The organism is Pseudophaeobacter arcticus DSM 23566 (assembly GCF_000473205.1).
In the GTDB taxonomy this organism is placed as follows: Bacteria; Pseudomonadota; Alphaproteobacteria; order Rhodobacterales; family Rhodobacteraceae; genus Pseudophaeobacter; species Pseudophaeobacter arcticus.
This window is the reverse complement of record NZ_KI421507.1, coordinates 219,542-239,081: the sequence shown is the minus strand read 5'-3', so window position 1 is coordinate 239,081 and position 19,540 is coordinate 219,542. Positions and strand designations below refer to the sequence as shown.

Annotated in this window: 14 protein-coding genes; 9 read left to right on the top strand and 5 right to left on the bottom strand. The window is 59.5% G+C overall.

Translation table 11 applies throughout. From position 1 onward, the window contains the following. The first annotated feature begins 3 nt into the window (after positions 1 to 3). Positions 4 to 1,236 carry a mandelate racemase/muconate lactonizing enzyme family protein gene (locus tag ARCT_RS0105205; protein ID WP_027239111.1) on the top strand — a complete coding sequence of 411 codons (1,233 nt, stop codon included), beginning with the start codon at positions 4 to 6 and terminating at the stop codon, positions 1,234 to 1,236. 178 nt (positions 1,237 to 1,414) lie between these two features. After that, a complete protein-coding gene (locus ARCT_RS0105200; protein ID WP_051360554.1) occupies positions 1,415 to 1,699 on the top strand; it encodes an ArsR/SmtB family transcription factor in 285 nt (94 codons plus the stop codon). 196 nt (positions 1,700 to 1,895) lie between these two features. On the opposite strand, the gene ARCT_RS0105195 is transcribed toward ARCT_RS0105200, so the two are convergent. Continuing rightward, positions 1,896 to 4,841, bottom strand: a complete 2,946-nt coding sequence (locus ARCT_RS0105195; protein WP_205855552.1) for an ABC transporter transmembrane domain-containing protein — start codon at positions 4,839 to 4,841, stop codon at positions 1,896 to 1,898. 226 nt (positions 4,842 to 5,067) lie between these two features. On the opposite strand from ARCT_RS0105195, the gene ARCT_RS0105190 reads away from it, so the two are divergent. Continuing rightward, the gene (locus ARCT_RS0105190; protein ID WP_084300745.1) at positions 5,068 to 5,493 is read left to right on the top strand and encodes a DUF3307 domain-containing protein; all 426 of its coding nucleotides are present in this window, start codon (positions 5,068 to 5,070) and stop codon (positions 5,491 to 5,493) included. Positions 5,494 to 5,554: 61 nt separating this feature from the next. Here the strand turns inward: ARCT_RS0105190 and ARCT_RS0105185 are convergent, their stop codons facing one another. After that, positions 5,555 to 6,022, bottom strand: a complete 468-nt coding sequence (locus ARCT_RS0105185; RefSeq protein ID WP_027239107.1) for an Lrp/AsnC family transcriptional regulator — start codon at positions 6,020 to 6,022, stop codon at positions 5,555 to 5,557. A 164-nt stretch (positions 6,023 to 6,186) separates the two neighbouring features. Here ARCT_RS0105185 and ARCT_RS0105180 point away from each other — a divergent pair, with 164 nt between their 5' ends. After that, positions 6,187 to 9,609, top strand: coding sequence for an indolepyruvate ferredoxin oxidoreductase family protein (locus tag ARCT_RS0105180; protein ID WP_027239106.1), 3,423 nt, complete (start codon positions 6,187 to 6,189; stop codon positions 9,607 to 9,609). 159 nt (positions 9,610 to 9,768) lie between these two features. Here ARCT_RS0105180 and ARCT_RS0105175 read toward each other — a convergent pair whose 3' ends face one another. From ARCT_RS0105175 to ARCT_RS0105165, 3 genes are all read right to left on the bottom strand, one after another. Next, the gene (locus ARCT_RS0105175; protein WP_027239105.1) at positions 9,769 to 10,434 is read right to left on the bottom strand and encodes a TetR/AcrR family transcriptional regulator; all 666 of its coding nucleotides are present in this window, start codon (positions 10,432 to 10,434) and stop codon (positions 9,769 to 9,771) included. Positions 10,435 to 10,559: 125 nt separating this feature from the next. Continuing rightward, positions 10,560 to 11,189 (bottom strand): glutathione S-transferase family protein, encoded by a 630-nt coding sequence (locus ARCT_RS0105170; protein WP_027239104.1) that lies wholly within the window; start codon positions 11,187 to 11,189, stop codon positions 10,560 to 10,562. Between the two features lie 100 nt (positions 11,190 to 11,289). Next, complete coding sequence (locus tag ARCT_RS0105165) at positions 11,290 to 11,784, bottom strand: class I SAM-dependent methyltransferase (RefSeq protein WP_084300743.1); 495 nt, start codon at positions 11,782 to 11,784, stop codon at positions 11,290 to 11,292. A 301-nt stretch (positions 11,785 to 12,085) separates the two neighbouring features. Between ARCT_RS0105165 and ARCT_RS0105160 the strand changes: the two genes are divergently transcribed. From ARCT_RS0105160 to ARCT_RS0105140, 5 genes are read left to right on the top strand one after another with little or no spacing between them, the layout of a single operon-like run. Then, complete coding sequence (locus ARCT_RS0105160; RefSeq protein ID WP_027239102.1) at positions 12,086 to 13,858, top strand: ABC transporter ATP-binding protein; 1,773 nt, start codon at positions 12,086 to 12,088, stop codon at positions 13,856 to 13,858. After that, the gene (locus ARCT_RS0105155) at positions 13,851 to 15,785 is read left to right on the top strand and encodes an ABC transporter substrate-binding protein (protein WP_027239101.1); all 1,935 of its coding nucleotides are present in this window, start codon (positions 13,851 to 13,853) and stop codon (positions 15,783 to 15,785) included. Before ARCT_RS0105160 ends, ARCT_RS0105155 begins: the two co-directional genes overlap by 8 nt. Next, a complete protein-coding gene (locus ARCT_RS0105150; RefSeq protein WP_027239100.1) occupies positions 15,785 to 16,813 on the top strand; it encodes an ABC transporter permease in 1,029 nt (342 codons plus the stop codon). Before ARCT_RS0105155 ends, ARCT_RS0105150 begins: the two co-directional genes overlap by 1 nt. After that, entirely contained in the window at positions 16,810 to 17,964 is a 1,155-nt protein-coding gene (locus ARCT_RS0105145; protein WP_027239099.1) for an ABC transporter permease, read from the top strand. The genes ARCT_RS0105150 and ARCT_RS0105145 overlap by 4 nt, the downstream gene beginning before the upstream one ends. A 5-nt stretch (positions 17,965 to 17,969) precedes the next feature. Beyond that, positions 17,970 to 19,331 carry a CoA transferase gene (locus ARCT_RS0105140; protein ID WP_036784456.1) on the top strand — a complete coding sequence of 454 codons (1,362 nt, stop codon included), beginning with the start codon at positions 17,970 to 17,972 and terminating at the stop codon, positions 19,329 to 19,331. Positions 19,332 to 19,540 lie beyond the last annotated feature (209 nt).

Here is a 19,540-nt window from a genome sequence, read left to right as displayed (position 1 = left end):
GGCATGAAACTGCAAGATCTTGAGATCATCGTCACCGCCCCGCCTGCTCCTGGCTGGGGCGGGCGGTATTGGATTTTGGTCAAGGTGACCACCGATACCGGCGTCACCGGATGGGGCGAATGTTACGCATCATCCATTGGTCCCGAGGCCATGAAGCCGGTGATCCAAGATGTGTTTCAGCGCCATATGGCAGGGGAAAACCCGGAAAACATTGAGCTGATGTTCCGCCGGGTCTATTCTTCGGGCTTTACCCAGCGCCCCGATCTGACGGTGATGGGCGCCTTTTCGGGGCTGGAGATCGCCTGTTGGGATATCCTGGGCAAAGACCGTGACCGGCCCGTGCATGCGCTCATCGGTGGGCGGATGAATGATCGCATCCGCGCCTATACCTATCTCTATCCTCTGGCGCATCACGACATCACCGAATTCTGGACCTCCCCCGACCTGGCCGCCGAATCCGCTGCCGAGATGGTGCGCCAGGGCTATACCGCCATCAAGTTCGACCCGGCAGGCCCCTATACCATGCGCGGCGGGCATATGCCTGCCATGCAGGATATTGCGCTGTCCGTGGCCTTCTGCAAGGCCATCCGTGGCGCGGTGGGCGACAAGGCGGATTTGCTGTTTGGCACCCATGGGCAGTTCAGCACCGGCGGCGCAATCCGCCTGGGCCAGGCGCTAGAGCCCTATGCGCCGCTCTGGTTCGAAGAGCCAACCCCACCCGATAATATCGAAGACATGGCCCGCGTTGCCCGCACTGTGCGAATTCCTGTTGCCACCGGGGAGCGATTGACCACCAAATCCGAATTTGCCGCCGTCTTGCGCGCGGGGGCTGCCGAAATTCTGCAACCAGCCCTGGGCCGGGCTGGCGGTATCTGGGAGATGAAAAAGGTTGCGGCCCTGGCCGAGGTGTTTAACGCGCAGATGGCGCCACATCTCTATGCTGGACCGGTAGAATGGGCCGCCAATATCCAACTCGCCGCCTCAATCCCGAATATCCTGATGGCAGAATGCATTGAAACGCCGTTTCATGACGCGCTGATCCGGGGTTCTATCCGGGTCGAGGACGGGTTCATCACCGTGCCGGAAACACCGGGGCTTGGCATTCAGGTCGATGAGGTCCTCGCCCGTGCGCACCCCTTTGTGGGCTCTGATCTGCATCTCAACATGCGCGAGGAGCCCTGCGATTATCAGCATGGCAACAGTTTTGCCGGCGGTGCTCCCCCGCTTGAAACCTGAGGGCAGGACAGGTGTCATTGCAGGGGGTGACTTCCCCATGGAAAATAGGGCAATATACGATCATCAATCACCGCAGGATGTTGGATACGTGACCCTTCAGACCCCAGAGCCTACTCTTGAAATAGCCCCCTCAACAGAGGCGGTAGAGACAGGGATACATCCGGAAACACCCATTGATATGGCAGAGCGCGCCGCCGAAGCGGCAGGTTTTCTCAAGACGCTGGCCCATGAGGGGCGGCTGATGATTCTCTGTCATCTCGGTACCGGAGAAAAATCCGTCGGCGCGCTGGAGGCCCTGCTGGATATGCGTCAGGCCGCTGTCAGCCAGATGCTGGCGCGGCTACGCGACGAGGGGCTGGTGCAAACCCGCCGCGAGGGGAAAACCATTTACTACTCGCTCAAGAACCGAAATACCGAAGAGATCATTGCCCTGCTCTACCGTCAGTTCTGCAGCCCCAGCTAACCCCGCCCCAGCGGACCCCTGCCAGATCTCCACTGTCCAATCTCCACTGTCCGATCTCCATTGACTGTGGGCGTTTTGTTGCCACAGACCGCCCAGAAGACCGCCCTGATCCCTTGGCTAATCGCGGTTTCCTGACGTCTCGTGTGCGCCGCCAGTTCTATGGCGCTATCGGGGCGCGGTGAGGCGCCCCGGCTGCTCAATTTCCAACGTAGCCGGAGACCACCTGCAACAGCTTAAAGGCGGTATTGGCATCGTTTTCGACCACGGCCAGGAATTCTTCTTCACCAATCCGCAAACAGGTTAGTTCGGTCTCAGCAATCATGCTCAGCGCCCGGGGTTCTTTGCGGATGAGACCCAGCTCCCCCACCAGCTTGCCTGGCCCAACCGTGGTGATCTTGCGATCCGCCTGCCCCTCTTGTGGCAGGAACAGTCCGGCCTTGCCCTCGGTAATCATATAGACACCATCGCTGGCAACATCATCCTTCAGGAAAACCGCATCTCCGGCCTCGGCTGAATACCAGCGCGCCCCAAAGGCCAGCAACCGCAGCTGCCGCCGATTTAATCCCGAAAACAGTTCGGTCTCTTCCAATGCCCGCAGCTTGCGCGCCAGATCCTGACTGGCAGCGCTATCTTCGACCACTTGCTGTTGTGAGTCATCACTGACCAATCTGCCCTGGCGCAGTTCATAAAAGACATCAAACACATCCGCCCGTTCAAACGCCGCCTCAAGATAAACAAGCGTGGTATTGGGCAAGAGGCGGCGCAGGTTCTTATGAACCGCAATCCGGGTGTCCAGATCGTAGCTTGAGAAAGCCCCATCCAGAAGCAGGATATCCGGTCGCTTGATCGTGGCCCTGGCAAAGGCCAGGGGCTCTGCATAGCTGGACGGCAGCCCCTGCCCGCCCAGTGCAATGGGCAGGTCAAAGATCAGCTCGACCACCATATCACGGGCGCCGTTTTCGACCAGAACCTGCGAGACCAGCCGCCGCAACTCATCCCCACGGGCCCCGGAGCTGTCGGAAATCTTGCCAAATAGCGCGTTTTCAAGCACCGTCAGCCCAGGGGCAAAGCTCGTCTCGTCCAGCCGCACAAAGACATCAGACAGGGTTCCCAACAGCTCATCCGCGTGGCTTTTGCGAAAGGCAAGAATCCGCGCCTTCATTTCATCCGTGAAGGCCGGGCCGATCTGTTCCGCCGAAATACTGAAGGGCACGATCATCAATTGCGCCAGCTCGTCGTGCTCCAGTGCCTCGGGGCCTTTGCTGCGGGTTTTGTCAACCAGGGCCGAGGCCCGTTCATAGGCTTTGGGATCAAGTCCCAACTTGCGAAACAATGGGTGATCCGTGCCATCCATGCCAAAAATCTGCCGCAGGATGTCCACGACATCCTGTGTCAGGGCTACCAGATCATCGACCAGTTTCAATTCCCGCAACCGATGGAGGAAATCTACGTGCTGGCTCAGCACTGCCTCGGAGATAGGCTCGCTCAGCGTCGCGTAGAGCAGGTTTTCAACCACGGGCAGCGCCGGATTATAGGCATCCGGGGCCAAACCATGCACCTGTCCGCCCAGCTCCGATTTGGCAACAGCCGCACGCACCTTGGGACGCAGATCAACCAGCATTTGCGCCAGACGCGGGTGTTGCTTGGAGTCAAAACGCTGCTCCATCCCCCGGCGAAACAGCGCGCTGTCCGTGCCAATCCCCGCCAGAAGCTGAACCCACCAGTCGCGCAGATCATGCTCGGTTGCAAAGCCAACCAACTCCGGGTCCAGCCAGGGAGCATCAAAGGGATCCGCACTATTGCCCGCAAGCTGTGCGGCGCGAAACCGTTCGGGATCCTGTGTGCTCCCCTTGGGGCGCTGGCGGATCGGCATCATCACATTATCGCCAAATGAGCCCTGAAACAGCACCGGCCGCGACGTCACATGACCGATGCGCAACGCCAGCACCGCCTGATGCAGATCACGCAGATCTCGACCTGCGATCATCACCTGCCCGGCAGCGGGTAAAACTTCGCGGGTCAGCACCTCGGCCATCGCCCGCCTGTCCTCTTCCGAGGGGGCCGCAATACCAATGACCCGCCCTGCAGGCAGGGTTGCGTTCAGGTCTTCCAGCACCAGATTACCATCCGCATCCCGCACATTGACCCCATTGAGCGTGACATCGCCATTGAGATGTACAAGCTCCTCCGGCTCGCCGGACATCAGCTCTTCGCGTACCATACCCGCAGGTGCAAACCGTTCCAGGATCACATCCCAGCGCAGGCCCATGTCCTGTGTCTGGTTGTAATAGGCCAACAGCTCTTTCCAGGGTGAGGCAAGATCTTTGTAGGCCGCCAGCGCGGCCACCAGCGCCCCAAGAGAGACCTCGCCCTGCAGCACCAGATACCCGCCCACCGAATAAAAAAAGAAAGGCGTCAAATTGGTGATGAAGTTGTTGAGGAACTTCATGAAGAATTTTTTCTGATAGATCAGAAAGCGAATGTCATACAGGCGCCCCAGCCGATCGGTGATCGCCGCCATCCGGTAGCGCCAGCCACCATTGAGGCGCAGGGTCGCAGCGCCCGCAGCACTTTCGCCGATCTCAGAGGCAAGCGCCCGCACCTGATGGATACGGGTCTTGTTCAGCAGGTTGATCTGGCGTTGCAGCATCGGGATCAGCCAGCCCTGCAAAGGAATCAGTGCCACCGCAGCCAACCCAAACCAGGGGCTCTGGGTGAAAAGGAAGAACAGGATGGTCATCATCTGCCCGGCCTGCAACACAGGCTGGCTGACCGCATCCCCCATCAAGCCCCCCATTGGCTCGCTTTCAGAGGTAATCATCGACACCAGCTCACCCTGGCTTACCCGTTCAAAATAGGGCTGCGGAAAGCGCAGAACCCGGGCGATCAGCTTGTAGCGGAAACGCCGCAACATGCGCTCAGCCAACACGCCCTTCATGGTATTGATGCGCATTTTCAGCAACCCGTGCAGCAGCACGGCAATCAGGAAGCCGGCACAGAGTATCCACAGGTAATCGAGTTTTTCAATCGAGTAGCCAAGCAGCTCGATACGGTCACTCTGCGCCCCGATGGCGTCATTGATGATCCGTTTAGGCAGTTCCAGCGTGAGATATAACAGCGGGAACAGACAGGCGGTGACCATCAGCAGGATCACTTGGTCGCGTTTGGAATATTTCCAGATAAAACGAAACAGAGACGGTTCTATGGGAGAGCTCCAACTTTGGCTGCAGCAAAAAGAGTTCCCCATGCCTAGCGCGGTTTGCACCTGACAGGCAATGGGCAGAGCAAATGTTGCTCCTGTGATGAAGGTCACTGTCCCGTTACGGCATCCCTGCTACACAGTATTTGCCAGATGGCAAAAAACCCGTATGGTTTCAGAGTATTTTGCACAGGGGAATGCCTTGCCAGGACTTGTCGGATCCGTATTGATTTTGCTCTGCCTGTTGCAGATCAAACATCTGTTTGCCGACTTCTTTTTGCAAACACCCAAAATGCTATCCGGCCGGGACGAATACCTGCATGCAGGACGCGCCCAACACGCCGGGGTTCATGCGCTGCTGTCGATTGTTGTCTTTGTGCTCATGGGCGCATCGGTCGGATTTATCCTGCTGATCTGCTTGATTGAATGGGTGATCCATTTCCACATCGACTACGGCAAGGCACATTACTCTGAAAAGAAAGATCTCAACCCGCAGCAGGCCTCTTTTTGGCGTGCCATGGGCACGGATCAATGCCTGCATCAGCTGACCTATATCGCCATGACTGCAGCCTGGGTGAAATGCTTCGCCTTCTAGGACTTCCCTTCAACTGTAAACTCCTGGCTTCCAGCTGTCCCGGCGTGATCTGTTGACTTGGCTAGACCTGTGAAACCACTGGCTGATCGCGTTTGATGGTCCGCAGCACCACATTGGTCTGGGCGCTGGCAACCGCAGGCAGGCGAAACAAGAACCCCTCAAGAAACCGATTGTAGGCCTCCAAATCCGGCGCCAGGATTCGCATTTGATAATCCGATTGCCCGGTGGTGGCATAACACTCCTGCACCAGCGGGCTCAATTCAACCGCGCGAATGAACTCAGCCAGCTTTTCCGGATCGTGCCGGGTGAGCTGAACATGCACAATTGCATGAAACTCCAACCCCATGGCGGGCGCATTCACCACGGCGCCATATCGCTCTATCACACCTGTGTCCTCGAGCGCGCGCACCCTTCGCCACAGGGCTGAGGCCGACATCCCCACCTTTTCGGAGAGCTCCGCATTGGAAATACGAGAATCTTCCTGCAAGAGCCGTAAAATGTGTCGGTCACGGTCGTCTAAAAGCTGCATTTGTAAGAATTTATCCTGTGATATGCGTATTTCTGGTAAATATAACCAAAACACTTTGAAAAACCAGCAATTCAGACAGATCTTTTCATCGCAGGCGCAGTATCCTGCAAAAAAGAGCACAATTCCCGCTGATCCCAGCTATACTGCCCGCAAGGACCACCAAAATGACCGAGCTGAGCCACGATTTTCGCAGCTACAAACTAGAGGACCGCTACGAACGGACCGAGGGCCGTGTGTTTCTCACCGGCACCCAGGCTCTGGCGCGGGTGATGCTGGATCAGGCGCGGCGAGATCGCACCGCCGGAATGAACACAGCCGGGTTTGTGTCAGGTTATCGTGGTTCGCCGCTGGGCGCTGTGGATTTGGAATTCTGGCGCTCCCGTCAGCGGATGGAAGAAAACCGCGTCACCTTTATGCCTGCCGTCAACGAAGACCTTGGCGCCACAGCCGTACTCGGCGCGCAGCAGGCCATTTTGGATCCCCATTGCAAAGTCGAGGGCGTGTTTTCCATGTGGTACGGCAAGGGCCCCGGCGTTGACCGCTCGGGTGATGCGCTGAAACACGGCAACGCCTATGGCTCCTCTGCCAAGGGCGGCGTGCTGGTGGTGGCCGGCGACGATCATGGCTGCGTTAGCTCCTCCATGCCGCATCAATCCGACGTCGCCTTTATGTCCTGGTTCATGCCGGTGCTGAACCCGGCAGATGTGTCCGAGTTCCTGACCTATGGCGAATATGGCTTTGCACTGTCGCGCTACTCCGGCACTTGGGTGGGCTTCAAAGCGGTTTCCGAAACCGTTGAAAGCGCCCGCTCGATTGAGCTGCAAGCGGACCGGCGCTTCACCTATCCCGAGCTGCCCGACTACCCCGGCGGGCTGCATATTCGTCGCGCCGACCTGCCCTCGCCCGAGATTGAGACCCGCATCCGCGCCAAGATCAAAGCGGTGCGCACCTTTGCCGAAGCAAACCCAATTGACCGCCGCATCTATGATGTCGAGACAGCCAAATTTGGCTTTGTCACCACCGGCAAGGGTCACCTGGACCTGATGGAGGCCCTGCGCCTGCTTGGCCTGGACGAGGCCGCCTGTCGCCGTCTCGGCATCGACATCTACAAAGTCGGCATGGTCTGGCCCCTGGCCCGTCCCGAAGCCCTGCGGTTCATGCGCGGCAAGGACGAAGTGCTGGTGGTGGAGGAAAAACGCGGCATCATTGAGAGCCAATTCAAAGAATATTTCTACGACTGGCCCGGTGACAAACCCAATAAGATGGTTGGCAAATACGACAGCGCCGGTGAGCCCCTGATCCCCTGGACCGGCGAGCTGAGCCCCTTGATGCTGGCCCCCATCGTGGCCGCACGACTGGACCGCTTTTTCCCAGGCGAGGCTCTGCCTGCCAAGGCCGCAGCCCTGCTGGCCGAACCACCCAAGCTGATCAATGTACCCGGCGCCAACCGCACCCCCTATTTCTGCTCGGGCTGCCCCCACAACACCTCAACCAAACTGCCCGAGGGCAGCGAGGCCAAATCCGGCATCGGCTGCCATGTGATGGCCAGCTGGATGGACCGCGAAACCTCGGGCTATGCGCAGATGGGTGGCGAAGGCGTCACCTGGACCGCCGCCTCGCAGTTCAATGGCGGCAAACATATCTTCCAGAACCTTGGCGAAGGCACCTGGTATCACTCTGGCTCGCTCGCCATCCGCCAGGCGGTCGCAGCAGGCACCAATATCACCTATAAGATCCTTTACAATGACGCCGTTGCCATGACTGGTGGCCAGCCTGTTGATGGGCCCGTCTCTGTCCTCGGCATCGCCCAGACCTGCCGCGCCGAAGGGGTGCAGCGCATCGCCCTGGTCTCCGATGATATCGACAAATTCAACCGCAGCGATTTCCCCAGCGGCACCACCTTCCATGACCGCGCCGACATGGATTTGGTCCAGCGTGAGCTGCGCGAAATCAAAGGTGTCTCAACCCTGATTTACGAGCAGACCTGCGCCACCGAGAAACGCCGCCGCCGCAAACGTGGCACATTGGAAGATCCCAAGAAATTTGCCTTTATCAACGATCTGGTTTGCGAAGGTTGCGGCGATTGCTCGATTGAAAGCAACTGCTTAAGCGTTGAGCCAAAAGAAACCGCCTTTGGTCGCAAGCGCAAAATCAACCTGTCCAGCTGCAATAAGGATTTCTCTTGCCTGAACGGGTTCTGCCCCAGCTTTGTCACTGTTGAGGGTGGCAGCCGGCGCAAAAAACTGCCCGCAGGTCTGGATCGCGACGCCCTGGCCGCAAAACTGCCCGCCCCCGAATTGCCCGCGCTGAACAAACCCTTTGACCTGTTGGTCACCGGGGTGGGTGGCACCGGCGTCGTCACTGTCGGCGCGCTGATCACCATGGCAGCCCATCTTGAGGGCAAAGGCTCCAGCGTGCTGGACTTTACCGGGTTTGCGCAAAAGTTCGGCACCGTGCTCAGCTATATCCGCCTCTCGTCCAGCCCAGACAGCCTGAACCAGGTGCGCATTGATCAGGCTGCAGCGGATGCGGTGATTGGCTGCGACATCGTGGTCAGCTCGGCGCCCAAGGCCTCGGCCCATTATCGCGCCGGCACCCGCATTGTGCTGAACCGCGCCGAGATGCCCACGGGTGACCTGGTGCTGCGCCGTGACGCCGATCTGATGGCCGGTGTGCGTGAACAACAGATCGCCGCCGCGGTAGGCCCCGAAAACCTGAGCGGCTTTAACGCCAACGAGGCCGCTGAGGCCCTGTTGGGCGACGCGGTTCTGGCCAATGTGATGATGCTGGGCTTTGCCTGGCAAAAGGGGCTGGTGCCGGTCAGCGGTGCGGCTCTGGATCAGGCAATTGAACTGAACGACGTGGCGATTGAAAAGAACCGCCTCGCCTTTACCATTGGTCGTGCCATGGCCACCGATCCCGAACTGGTGTCACAGTTCTACGCCGAAATCCCAGAAGGTGAGGAAACGCTGGACCAGATCATCGAGCGCCGCTCGGTTTTCCTCACCGGCTATCAGGATGCCGCCTATGCCCAGCGTTTTGTCAACACCTTGGACAGCTTCCGTAGTCTGCTGCCCGAGGATGCCAAGGATGAGTTCACCGAGGCCGCCGCGCGCTCTTTGTTCAAACTTATGGCCTATAAGGATGAATTCGAAGTCGCGCGCCTGATGACCGGCGATGTCTTCAATGATCAGATCGCCCAGGAGTTTGAGGGCGACTACAGCGTCAACTACCACCTGGCGCCGCCGCTGCTGAGCCGCAAAAAGGACGCCCGCGGTCGCCCGGTCAAAAAGAGCTTTGGCCCCTGGCTGCGCCCTGTCCTGTCCCTGCTGACGCGGGCCAAACGCCTGCGCGGCACCTCATTCAACCCCTTTGGCTATCACGAAGAAGCCCGCCTGCATCGCAGCCTGCTGGTCTGGTACGAGGCAGCCCTAAGCACGGTCGCCGCCAATTACAGCCGTGAAAAGCACAGCGACTGCCTTGCGATCCTGACCGCGCCAATGGAAATTCGCGGCTATGGCCCTGTCCGCCTGGAGGCCGCACACAAACATCGCGCCAGTGCCGAGCGTCTGCTCGAAACACTGTAAGCCCTTACCGCTGGATCGCAGATGGCCCCAAGCGGGGCCATTTGCCTTTGCTATTCAGCAAGACTGCGCCCCAGTAGATCCCGGCCCAGTAGATTTCACCCTAGTAGATCCGGGACCCAGTAAATCCGGGGCCTACAAATCGCGTTCGATAAATCGCAGCTATAGGTCCCAGTGTTTGCGGGTAAAGATAGCAAACTCTTCCAGTTCTGCCGCACTGGGCTCGCGGCCGGTAAAGACTTTCAGATATTGCGGCGTCATTTCCAACCTATGGGCGTAGCTCTCGTTTGGTTCTGCCATGTCATAGCCAAGCTGCATATAATACAATACCTTGGCGCGGGTCATCGCCTCCAGATCGGGGTAGCCATAGCGGATAAACATCTGCGTCAAGGCCTCAACCCGGCGCGCATCCGAGCGGTCCAACAGACTGCGCACCTTGCCGGATCGCCGGGCCCAGTCCCGTACCGCAAAATCCAGCGCCGTGTTGAACAAGGCAGGGTTCGCAATGCAATGAAACACATTCAAAACCGCCCCGGTGATCGCCTCAGCCGGAGCCTCGGCCCGGGCCAGCATGGCAGCGGTATTGGTCTGCTCCCAGGTTTTCAGCAGGGCATCCAACAGATCCTGGCGCGATTTGAAATACCAATAAAAGGACGAGCGTGACACCTGCATCCGCTCAGCCAAGGCCAGCACCTTGACCTGCTCGACCCCATCGCTGATCAGCACATCCATCGCCACATTGAGCCAGTCGTCCCGGGTGACTTTGACATTGCCGACCAGAGGTTCGGCGCTGGGGTCGTCACGGTGCAAAAGAGGCTTTGGCGGCATGAGATCTCATCTTATTCAGGAGTGGGTCCCCCGGCATTGGTCAAGCACAGGTCTGGACAGCAACATCCTGCGGTGCGCGCTGGATGTTGTCCAGACCTGTCATCAGGCCACCCTGCCCGGAATGATCAGAGTTGCGCGCTGGGGCGTGCCTTGATTGCCTTGTACCAGGTCAGGCTCGCGACGTTTTCTTCGGGAATATGTTGTTTGATGACGCGGGCAAACTCAACAAAGACAAAGGCAGAGATATCCGCCAGGGTGAATTCATCTCCGGCCAGATAGGGGCTCTCGCTCAGACGCTCTTCCAGCAAGGCAAAAAAGGTCTGGGTGCGCGCCAGGCCACGCTCTGCCAGTTCCGGCAGCTGGGCGTAATTGTCAGGGCCAGGAATGGCGCGATCACTAAAGGCCGGATGGGTATTGCGCAGGGCCTCGGCGATGGGCATGCCACCTTGTTGTTCAACAATGGCATTCCACATCAGCACCAGGCCCTTTTCATCCGCCGTGCGTCCCATCAGGGCGGGTTCCGGCGTGTGGGCTTCGAGATAGGCCGCAATGCCCAGGTTTTCCGTCAAAACGCTGCCTGCATCCGTCACCAGAACCGGGATGGTCGCCCGTGGGTTCACGGCGAGAAACTCCGGTTTCAGCTGCTCTCCCTTGGCAATCGAGATATCATGGCTTTCCGGCGCGAGGCCCTTTTCCGCCAGAAACATCCGCGCCCGTCGCGGATTGGGTGCGGTGGAACAATCATAGAAAATCATCGGTTGGCCTCCTGGGTCATCGGTTTGGTCAGGCGCCAACCTAGGGGTCACTGGCGGGCGAGGGCCAGAGTGACCCAACGTCCCGCCACATTTTCCGCCCCTAGCTGTCGCGGCGATAGATAAAGCAGCGCCCGTCAACGGCCTCGGGCGGCAGCGGCATTTCGGTAAGCCCCTCAAAATACATCCGGTCAGAGGAGACCATCATCCCGCCAATGGCCAGCAATGGTTCAACCAGCGGCGAGATCAGGCGCGCAAAATTGTCATTCTTGGCCCGGTTATGGCCGCCAAGATCCGCATGAATCAGGCTTGCGGTGGCGCCAAAGCGGGTCAAGGCCGCCGGCAGGGTTTCACGCACATCGCCCAGGATGGTCAGCTCCTCTGGTGGGGTGCTGTCGGGATGCGAGGCCACGGCGCGTTCAAACACATAAAGATCGCGATCTTTGATGTTATGCTTCATGTGATGATAGGTGCGGCCATTGCCAAGCCCCAGCTCAAACACCGGGCCGGGCAGATGCGCGGTCTGGCTGATGCCAAAATCCAGACAGGCGCGCTGCGACACCATGCGATCAATAAAAAGGTCCAGTCGAGTGATCATGCCAAGTCTCCTATGGCCAGCCCGCGAAAGAAGCAATCGCCGGGAGGTTTGCTTCACTGTGATGTGTCAGATCCTGACACAAATGTGTAGCACCCGCCGCCGATTACCTGCCCATCCCCAGCCTCGATAGCCAAATTGTGGCGCAGAGGTGCCGCTTGACCAATTTTCTATCGGCAAAGCCCCGCCTGGACAAATGGGGTTTGACTAGACCACGGCCCCCGCGCGATGGTGAGGACAAAAAAAGATCAGGGAAAGACGGGACATTATGACCGGACCACGACTTCACCAAGGGCCGCGCTGAATGGCGCCTCTGCTCTCGGTAAAAAACCTCAGCATCGGCTTTGGCAAGGATGACTCTGTTGTACGCGATGTCAGTTTTGATGTGGCCGCCGGAGAAACCCTGGCCCTGGTTGGTGAAAGCGGATCCGGCAAGACCGTGACCTGTCGCGCGGTTCTGCGCATTTTGCCAAAGGCGGCGCAAATCCGAACTGGCAGCATCCAGTTCCAGGATGGCGCAACGTCCAAAGAACTGGTCCATCTCCCCGAGGCCGCAATGCGAGATCTGCGCGGCAACCAGATCGCCATGATCTTTCAGGAACCCATGCGATCCCTGTCACCGCTGCACCGCATCGGCAATCAGGTGGCCGAAGTGCTTTGGCTGCATGGGCGCAAAAGCGAGGCCGAAGCCAAAAAAGAGGTGCTTGCCTGTTTTGAACGGGTCGGTTTCCCCGATCCCGAACGCACCTATAGCTCCTATCCGTTTGAGCTCTCTGGCGGCATGCGGCAGCGCGCCATGATTGCCATGGCCATGGTAGCCAAGCCCAAGCTGTTGATCGCAGATGAACCAACAACCGCATTGGACGTGACCACCCAGGCGCAGGTGCTGGGGCTGATGAAAGAGCTGCAGCGCGACACTGGCATGGCGATGATCCTGGTCACCCATGATCTGGGCGTGGTGGCCAATATGGCCGAACAGGTCGTGGTCATGCACAAGGGGCGGGTGATGGAGTCAGGGGCAGCCGAACCGCTGCTGTCCAGCCCGGCGCATCCCTATACACAGGCGCTGATCAAGGCCGCGCCAAAGATCCCCGCAGCCGCAGCCCCCAAGGTGATGCCAGCGCAAGATGACCTGATCCTCGAACTGAACGCGGTCTCCAAAACCTATAGCATGCGCGCCGGCAAGGGCTGGAAAGCCCCCAGTCTGATCTATGCCTGTCGCGGCATTGATCTGCAGCTGCCACGCGGCAAAACCCTGGCCATCGTCGGTGAAAGCGGCTCGGGGAAGACCACCGCCGCCCGGATTGCCCTGGGGGCCGAACCCCCGGACGAAGGTGGCGAAGTGCTGTTTCGCGCCAAAGCCGGGGCCGATCCTATCGCAGTGCACAAAATGGATCGCACCGCCCGCACCGCCTTTCAGCGCGAAGCCCAGATGGTGTTTCAGGATCCCTACTCTTCGCTGAGCCCGAGGATGCGCATTCTGGACACCATGGTTGAACCCCTGGAGATCCACGGCATCGGCACCCGGGCTGAACGGCGTGAAAAGGCCGGCGACATGCTGCAAATGGTCGGGTTGAGCCAGGATATGCTGCAACGCTATCCGCATGCCTTCTCGGGGGGGCAACGCCAGCGCCTGTCGATTGCCCGTGCGCTCATGTTGAACCCTTCCCTGCTGGTCTGCGACGAGCCCACCTCGGCGCTGGATGTGTCGGTGCAGGAGCAAATTCTGTGCCTGCTGGAGCAGATCAGGGATCAAAAGCAGCTCTCCTATCTGTTCATAAGTCACGATCTGGCCGTGGTGGCGCGGATCGCCGACGAGGTCGCCGTGATGCGGCGCGGATTGGTGGTTGAGCAAGCGACCCCCGAAACCCTGTTTCACAATCCCCAACATCCCTACACCAAGGCCCTGATCGCTGCCCAACCAGAGCCGGACATTCACCGCCCGATCAATCTGAAATTGGTGGCGCAGGGTGCCGGTCGCCCCGAGGACTGGCCCGAGCACTATAGATTCTCTGGCTCTGACGCGCCGCCGCTTGTGCCGCTCGAGCCCGGACACAAGGTACGCTGCCATGTTTAAAGCCACAAAAACCATCCTGACCCGAACCTCTGCGGTGCTTGCCACCAGCCTCTTGCTGCTGCCGCTGCCGGGGCGGGCCGGACCCAGTTTTGTCGAAAGCGGCTTTTGGCAGCCAGAGGTCGAAGCCGGTAATCTCCCCCCCATCGCCGAGCGCTTGCCGCTTGTTCCCCTGGTTGTGGATCTGGCAGCCAAGGGGCGTCAGTTTGGCGTGCAAGGCGGCACGCTCAACACCATGGTGACCCGCTCCAAAGACATTCGGCAGATGGTGGTATATGGCTATGCCCGGCTGGTCGGATACACCGAAGACTACCAATTGCAGCCCGATATTTTGTTGGGCTATGAAAACGAGGGGAACAAGCGTTACACCTTGAAGCTGCGCCCGGGCCATCGCTGGTCCAATGGGGATCCCTTTACCTCAGCCGATTTTGAATATTGGTGGAAAGACATCGCCAATAATCCATCGCTGAGCCCCGCCGGGCCACCCGATTTTATGTATTCAGAGGGAGAGTTGCCACAGGTCAGTTTTCCGGATGAGACCACCGTTATCTTTGAGTGGCAGACGCCTCATCCGCAGTTCCTGCAAAACCTGGCACAGGCGCGCCCACCCTTTATCTACCGCCCCTCGGCCTATCTCAAACAATTCCACGTCGATTATGCCGATGCCGAAACCCTGGCCGAAGAAGTGGACTATGCCCGGGTCAAAAGCTGGGCCGCGCTGCACAACAAATACGACAACATGTACAAGTTCGACAATCACGAGCTGCCAACCCTGCAACCCTGGATGAATGCCACTGCCGGCAAACGCATCCGCCATCAGTTTGTCCGCAACCCCTTTTATCACCGCGTCGACAGCCGGGGTGTACAGCTGCCCTATATCGACACCGTCGAGATGGAGATTGTGGCGGGCGGTTTGGTCGCGGCCAAGTCCAACGCCGGCCAGGCAGATTTGCAGGCACGCGGCCTGGGCTTTCGTGACATCCCCATCCTGCGCAAAGGCGAAAACGACGGCGGCACCTACAAGACCTATCTTTGGGGAACCGGAGCCGCCTCGCAGATTGCCATCTATCCAAACCTGAATACCGCCGACCCGGTCTGGCGCAACACCCTGCGCGATGTGCGGGTGCGCCGGGCGCTGTCGCTGGCGATCAACCGGGCTGCCATCAACCGGGCGCTCTATTTCAAACTGGCCAAACCGGGGGCAATGTCGGTGCTGGAACAAAGCCCTTTCTTCAGGCCGGAATTCCGCGAGGCCTGGGCCTCTTTTGACCCGGCTCAGGCTAATGAGCTGCTGGATCAGGCAGGGCTCGCCGAAAAGGACGGCTATGGCATTCGCTATCTGCCCGACGGGCGCCGGATGGAGCTGGTGATTGAGACCGCAGGCGAACGCCAGGAGGTGGAGAATGCGCTGCAGATCATCACCGACGACTGGAATGACATTGGCGTCAAACTGATCATGCGCCCGCTGGATCGCGATATTCTGCGCAACCGGGTATTTTCTGGCACCACCATGGCCTCGGTCTGGTACGGCTGGGACAACGGCCTGCCGCAAAAGCATACCTCTCCCGCTTTTCTCGCACCAACCGATCAGGTCTTTCTGGCCTGGCCCAAATGGGGTCAGTATTACCAGACAGGAGGCTCCGCAGGGGAAGCCCCCGACATGGAGCCCGCCCTGCGCCTGATGGAGTTGCTGCACGAATGGGAGCTGGCGCAAGACGACGCTGAACGTGCCGAAATCTGGCATGAAATGCTTTCGATACACGCGGATCAAGTCTATGGCATCGGCATTGTTGCGGCAGCTCCGCAGCCGGTGGTGGTTTCAAACCGACTGCGCAATGTCCCCGAACATGCCATCTGGGCCTGGGATCCCGGTGCCCATTTTGGCATCTATCGCCCAGATGAATTCTATTTTCAGGACGGTGAGGGCTGATGGAAATTCTACGCTACGCCTTTTACCGGTTTGGCACCATGTTGCTGACGCTCTGGGTGGTCTCCATCCTGGTCTTTGTCATCATCAACCTGCCCCCCGGCGATTATCTCTCCAACCAGATCGCAGAGCTGCGCGCCAGCGGCCAGTCCGCCGGGGTTGCCAAGGCGGAATTCCTGCGCAGCGAATACGCCTTGGATAAACCCCTGTGGCAGCAGTACTTTATCTGGGTTGGCTTTATGCCCGGCCCACATGGGTTTTCCGGCCTGGTGCAGGGAAATTTTGGCTGGTCCTTTGAATTTGACCAACCCGTGGCGGAAATCGTCGGAGACAGTCTCTGGCTGACCGTTCTGGTCAACCTTGCAGCGGTGGTTTTTGTCTATGTCGTTGCACTGCCGCTGGGGGTTCTGGCCGCGGCGCGGGCGCGCAGCTGGGTAGACTATACCTCTGCTTTTATCGGCTATCTTGGCCTTGCCACACCAAATTTCCTGCTCGCACTGATCCTGTTCTATTACGGGCACCGCTGGTTCAACCTGCCCATTGGGGGCTTGATGGATCCCGCCTTTGAGGGCGATCCAATGGGCTGGGAAAAGGTAAAGTCCATTCTCATTCACCTGATTGTACCGACCTTTGTCATCGGCACCTCCGGGGCCTCGGCGATGATGCAGCGGTTGCGCGCCAATATGCTGGACGAACTGGGCAAACCCTATGTGGAAACCGCCGTGGCCAAGGGCATGGGACCAGCCCGGATGCTGGCGAAATACCCTCTGCGGGTGGCCTTCAATCCCTTTGTTGCCGATATTGGCAACCTGCTGCCGGCGATGATTTCCGGCTCGGTTCTGGTCTCCGTTGTGCTGGGGTTACAGACCATCGGCCCAACGCTGCTGACCGCGCTCAAGACCCAAGACATGTTCCTCTCCGGCTTTGTGCTGATGTTTGTCGCCCTGCTCACGCTGATTGGAACGATGATTTCAGACGTGCTGCTGGTCCTGCTGGATCCCCGCATTCGCTACGAGGGGCGTAACGCATGACCCAACTCCCTGACGGACGCTTTGTTGACGATGCGCCTTATGATCCCCAGGCCTCCTTGCTGGAGCTGGAGCGCAAGGATCTGGATGCCCCCAACTGGGTGCTGATCTGGCGTAAGTTCAAGACTCATAAGCTGGGGCTGATTTCCGGCGCCTTCCTGCTGATCTGCTATCTGTTGCTGCCTGTCATCGGCTTTATCGCCCCCTATGGCCCCAACCAGCGGATGAGCGAAAACCTCTATTCGCCGCCACAGTCGATCCATCTGTTCCACGAGGGTGCGTTTATCGGCCCCTTCATCTATCCCATGACCTCCGAAGCCGATCTGGAGACCTTCCAATGGGTGTTCAAACCGGACCTCGACAAACCGCTCAAACTCGACTTCTTTTGCCAGGCACAGCGCTACAATATTGCCGGGCTGATCCCGTCAAACACCCATCTGTTCTGTGCCCCCGAAGGAGCGACACTGTTTCTTTGGGGCTCTGACCGCTTGGGGCGTGATATTTTCAGCCGCATTCTTTACGGGGCGCAATTGTCGCTTACGGTTGGCCTCATCGGGATCTCGGTTTCCTTTGTGCTGGGCATCTTCTTTGGCTCGGTTGCGGGCTATTTCGGCGGTAAGATCGACTGGGTGATCAACCGGGTGATCGAAGTTCTGCGCTCGCTGCCAGAGCTGCCGCTGTGGCTGGCGCTGTCGGCAGCAGTGCCGTCAAACTGGTCACCGGTGGCGGTGTTTTTTATCATTTCTGTCATCCTTGGCATTCTGGATTGGCCGGGCCTTGCGCGATCTGTGCGGGCCAAGTTCCTGTCGCTACGCGAAGAGGAATACGTCCGCGCTGCGGAAATGATGGGGGCCTCCTCTGGCCGGGTCATCCGCAAGCATCTGATCCCCAATTTCATGTCGCATCTGATTGCCTCGGCCACGCTGTCGATCCCGGCGATGATCCTTGGCGAGACGGCACTGTCTTTCCTTGGCCTCGGGCTGCGGGCACCGGCGGTCAGCTGGGGGGTGATGCTCAATGATGCGCAAAACCTCGCCTCAATCGAGATCTACCCCTGGACCGCCATTCCGATGCTGCCGATTATCATCATCGTTCTGGCCTTCAATTTCTTTGGCGATGGGCTGCGCGACAGCCTGGACCCCTATCAGCAGTGACTTCCATGCTTTCATCAAAGAGCCTTTTGCGAGAGTTTCCCGCCCCGGAAAGCTACCAGAGTACCGGCACCGGACACTATGACAGCGCCTTTGCCGTAAGTGAGCTGGCCAATGCCAGCTTTGCCGCTGTTGGTCAGCAAATGGCCCTGTTGATGCAGGCCACAGGTCTCAGCACCCAAACCTTGCCGGTGACAGTAGATCAGCACCTTGCCTCGCTCTGGTTTGGCTACAGCTTTGCGGCGCAGGGCTGGGAACTGCCCAGCCTGTGGGATCCGATTGCCGGCAACTACAGATGCAGGGATGGCTGGATCCGGCTGCACACCAACCTGCCCCACCATCGCGCCGCGGCTCTTTCCGTGTTGGGCTGCGCCAAAGACCCCGAGGCGGTGCGCGCGGCGGTTGCCACATGGGAGGGTGAACCGCTGGAGACCAAGATTGTTGCCCAGGGCGGCGTTGCCGCCTTCATGCGCAGCCGGGCGCAGTGGCGCGCGCATCCACAGGGGCAGGCCCTGGCCGCAGAGCCGCTGATTGATTGGATTGCCCCCCGCCCTGTATCGCTGCGTGACCGCTCCGAGGCAACAGCGGCGCGCCCCCTCGCAGGGCTGCGGGTGCTGGATCTGACACGGGTTCTGGCCGGCCCAATTGCAACACGCACCCTCGCGGGCTTTGGGGCCGAGGTTTTGCGCATCGATCCCCCCGGCTGGGATGAGCCCGGCGTGATCCAAGACATATCGCTGGGAAAATCCATGGCCAGCCTCGATCTGCGGGACAGCACCGGGTTACAGCAGTTCAAAGACCTCCTGGCCCAGGCGGATGTTCTGGTGCATGGCTATCGCCCAGGCGCGCTCGACGGGCTTGGATTAAGTCGCCCGACGCGTACCAAGATTGCCCCCAACCGCATCGAGGTCTGCCTTAATGCCTATGGCTGGAGCGGTCCCTGGTCCAAACGGCGCGGCTTTGACAGTCTGGTACAGATGAGCGCAGGGATCGCGGACACAGGTGCCAAATGGGCCGGGGTCGATACCCCAAGGCCGCTGCCTGTGCAGGCGCTGGATCACGCCACCGGTTACATGATGGCGGCCGCCGTGCTGAACGCTCTGACAACAGCGGCGACAGTGCAAACCGCCGCCAGTGCCCGGCTGTCCCTCGCCCGCATGGCGGAGCAGCTGGCACAGATGCCACAGCAGCTCACCGGTCCCAGGATTGAGCGCGCGCTGCCAGAAGACTACGCGCCCCAGATCGAAGACAGCAGCTGGGGTCCCGCTTTGCGTCTGCGCCCGGCCGTGCAGATCGGAGCCACCCAGATGCAATGGGAGCGCCCAGCGCGGGCCTGCGGCAGCGCGCCCGCCCGCTGGCCAGACGCCTAAACCAGACGCCTAAACCAGGCGCCTAAACCATATGCCTAAGCCAGGCGCCTGCCTGCCAAACCGGCGCTCTCAGCTATACCCACCCTCTGGCAATCTGCCCCCGCCGGGCCGCAGGCCCGGCGCCCGGCCCAACGCCAAACAAGGCGCGTCAGCGGATTGAATTGGGGGCGGGAGCTCCCCCCCTTTCTTCCCAGAGCCCACAAAATACA

Coding starts and splice junctions, on each gene's coding strand:
- ARCT_RS0105200 (WP_051360554.1), top strand. CDS start 1,415: ATGGCAGAGCGCGCCGCCGAAGCGGCAGGTTTTCTCAAGACGCTGGCC.
- ARCT_RS0105180 (WP_027239106.1), top strand. CDS start 6,187: ATGACCGAGCTGAGCCACGATTTTCGCAGCTACAAACTAGAGGACCGC.
- ARCT_RS0105165 (WP_084300743.1), bottom strand. CDS start 11,784: ATGATCACTCGACTGGACCTTTTTATTGATCGCATGGTGTCGCAGCGC.
- ARCT_RS0105155 (WP_027239101.1), top strand. CDS start 13,851: ATGTTTAAAGCCACAAAAACCATCCTGACCCGAACCTCTGCGGTGCTT.
- ARCT_RS0105150 (WP_027239100.1), top strand. CDS start 15,785: ATGGAAATTCTACGCTACGCCTTTTACCGGTTTGGCACCATGTTGCTG.
- ARCT_RS0105185 (WP_027239107.1), bottom strand. CDS start 6,022: ATGCAGCTTTTAGACGACCGTGACCGACACATTTTACGGCTCTTGCAG.
- ARCT_RS0105175 (WP_027239105.1), bottom strand. CDS start 10,434: ATGCCGCCAAAGCCTCTTTTGCACCGTGACGACCCCAGCGCCGAACCT.
- ARCT_RS0105140 (WP_036784456.1), top strand. CDS start 17,970: ATGCTTTCATCAAAGAGCCTTTTGCGAGAGTTTCCCGCCCCGGAAAGC.
- ARCT_RS0105145 (WP_027239099.1), top strand. CDS start 16,810: ATGACCCAACTCCCTGACGGACGCTTTGTTGACGATGCGCCTTATGAT.
- ARCT_RS0105160 (WP_027239102.1), top strand. CDS start 12,086: ATGGCGCCTCTGCTCTCGGTAAAAAACCTCAGCATCGGCTTTGGCAAG.
- ARCT_RS0105190 (WP_084300745.1), top strand. CDS start 5,068: ATGGTTTCAGAGTATTTTGCACAGGGGAATGCCTTGCCAGGACTTGTC.
- ARCT_RS0105195 (WP_205855552.1), bottom strand. CDS start 4,841: ATGGTCACCGCCTGTCTGTTCCCGCTGTTATATCTCACGCTGGAACTG.
- ARCT_RS0105170 (WP_027239104.1), bottom strand. CDS start 11,189: ATGATTTTCTATGATTGTTCCACCGCACCCAATCCGCGACGGGCGCGG.
- ARCT_RS0105205 (WP_027239111.1), top strand. CDS start 4: ATGAAACTGCAAGATCTTGAGATCATCGTCACCGCCCCGCCTGCTCCT.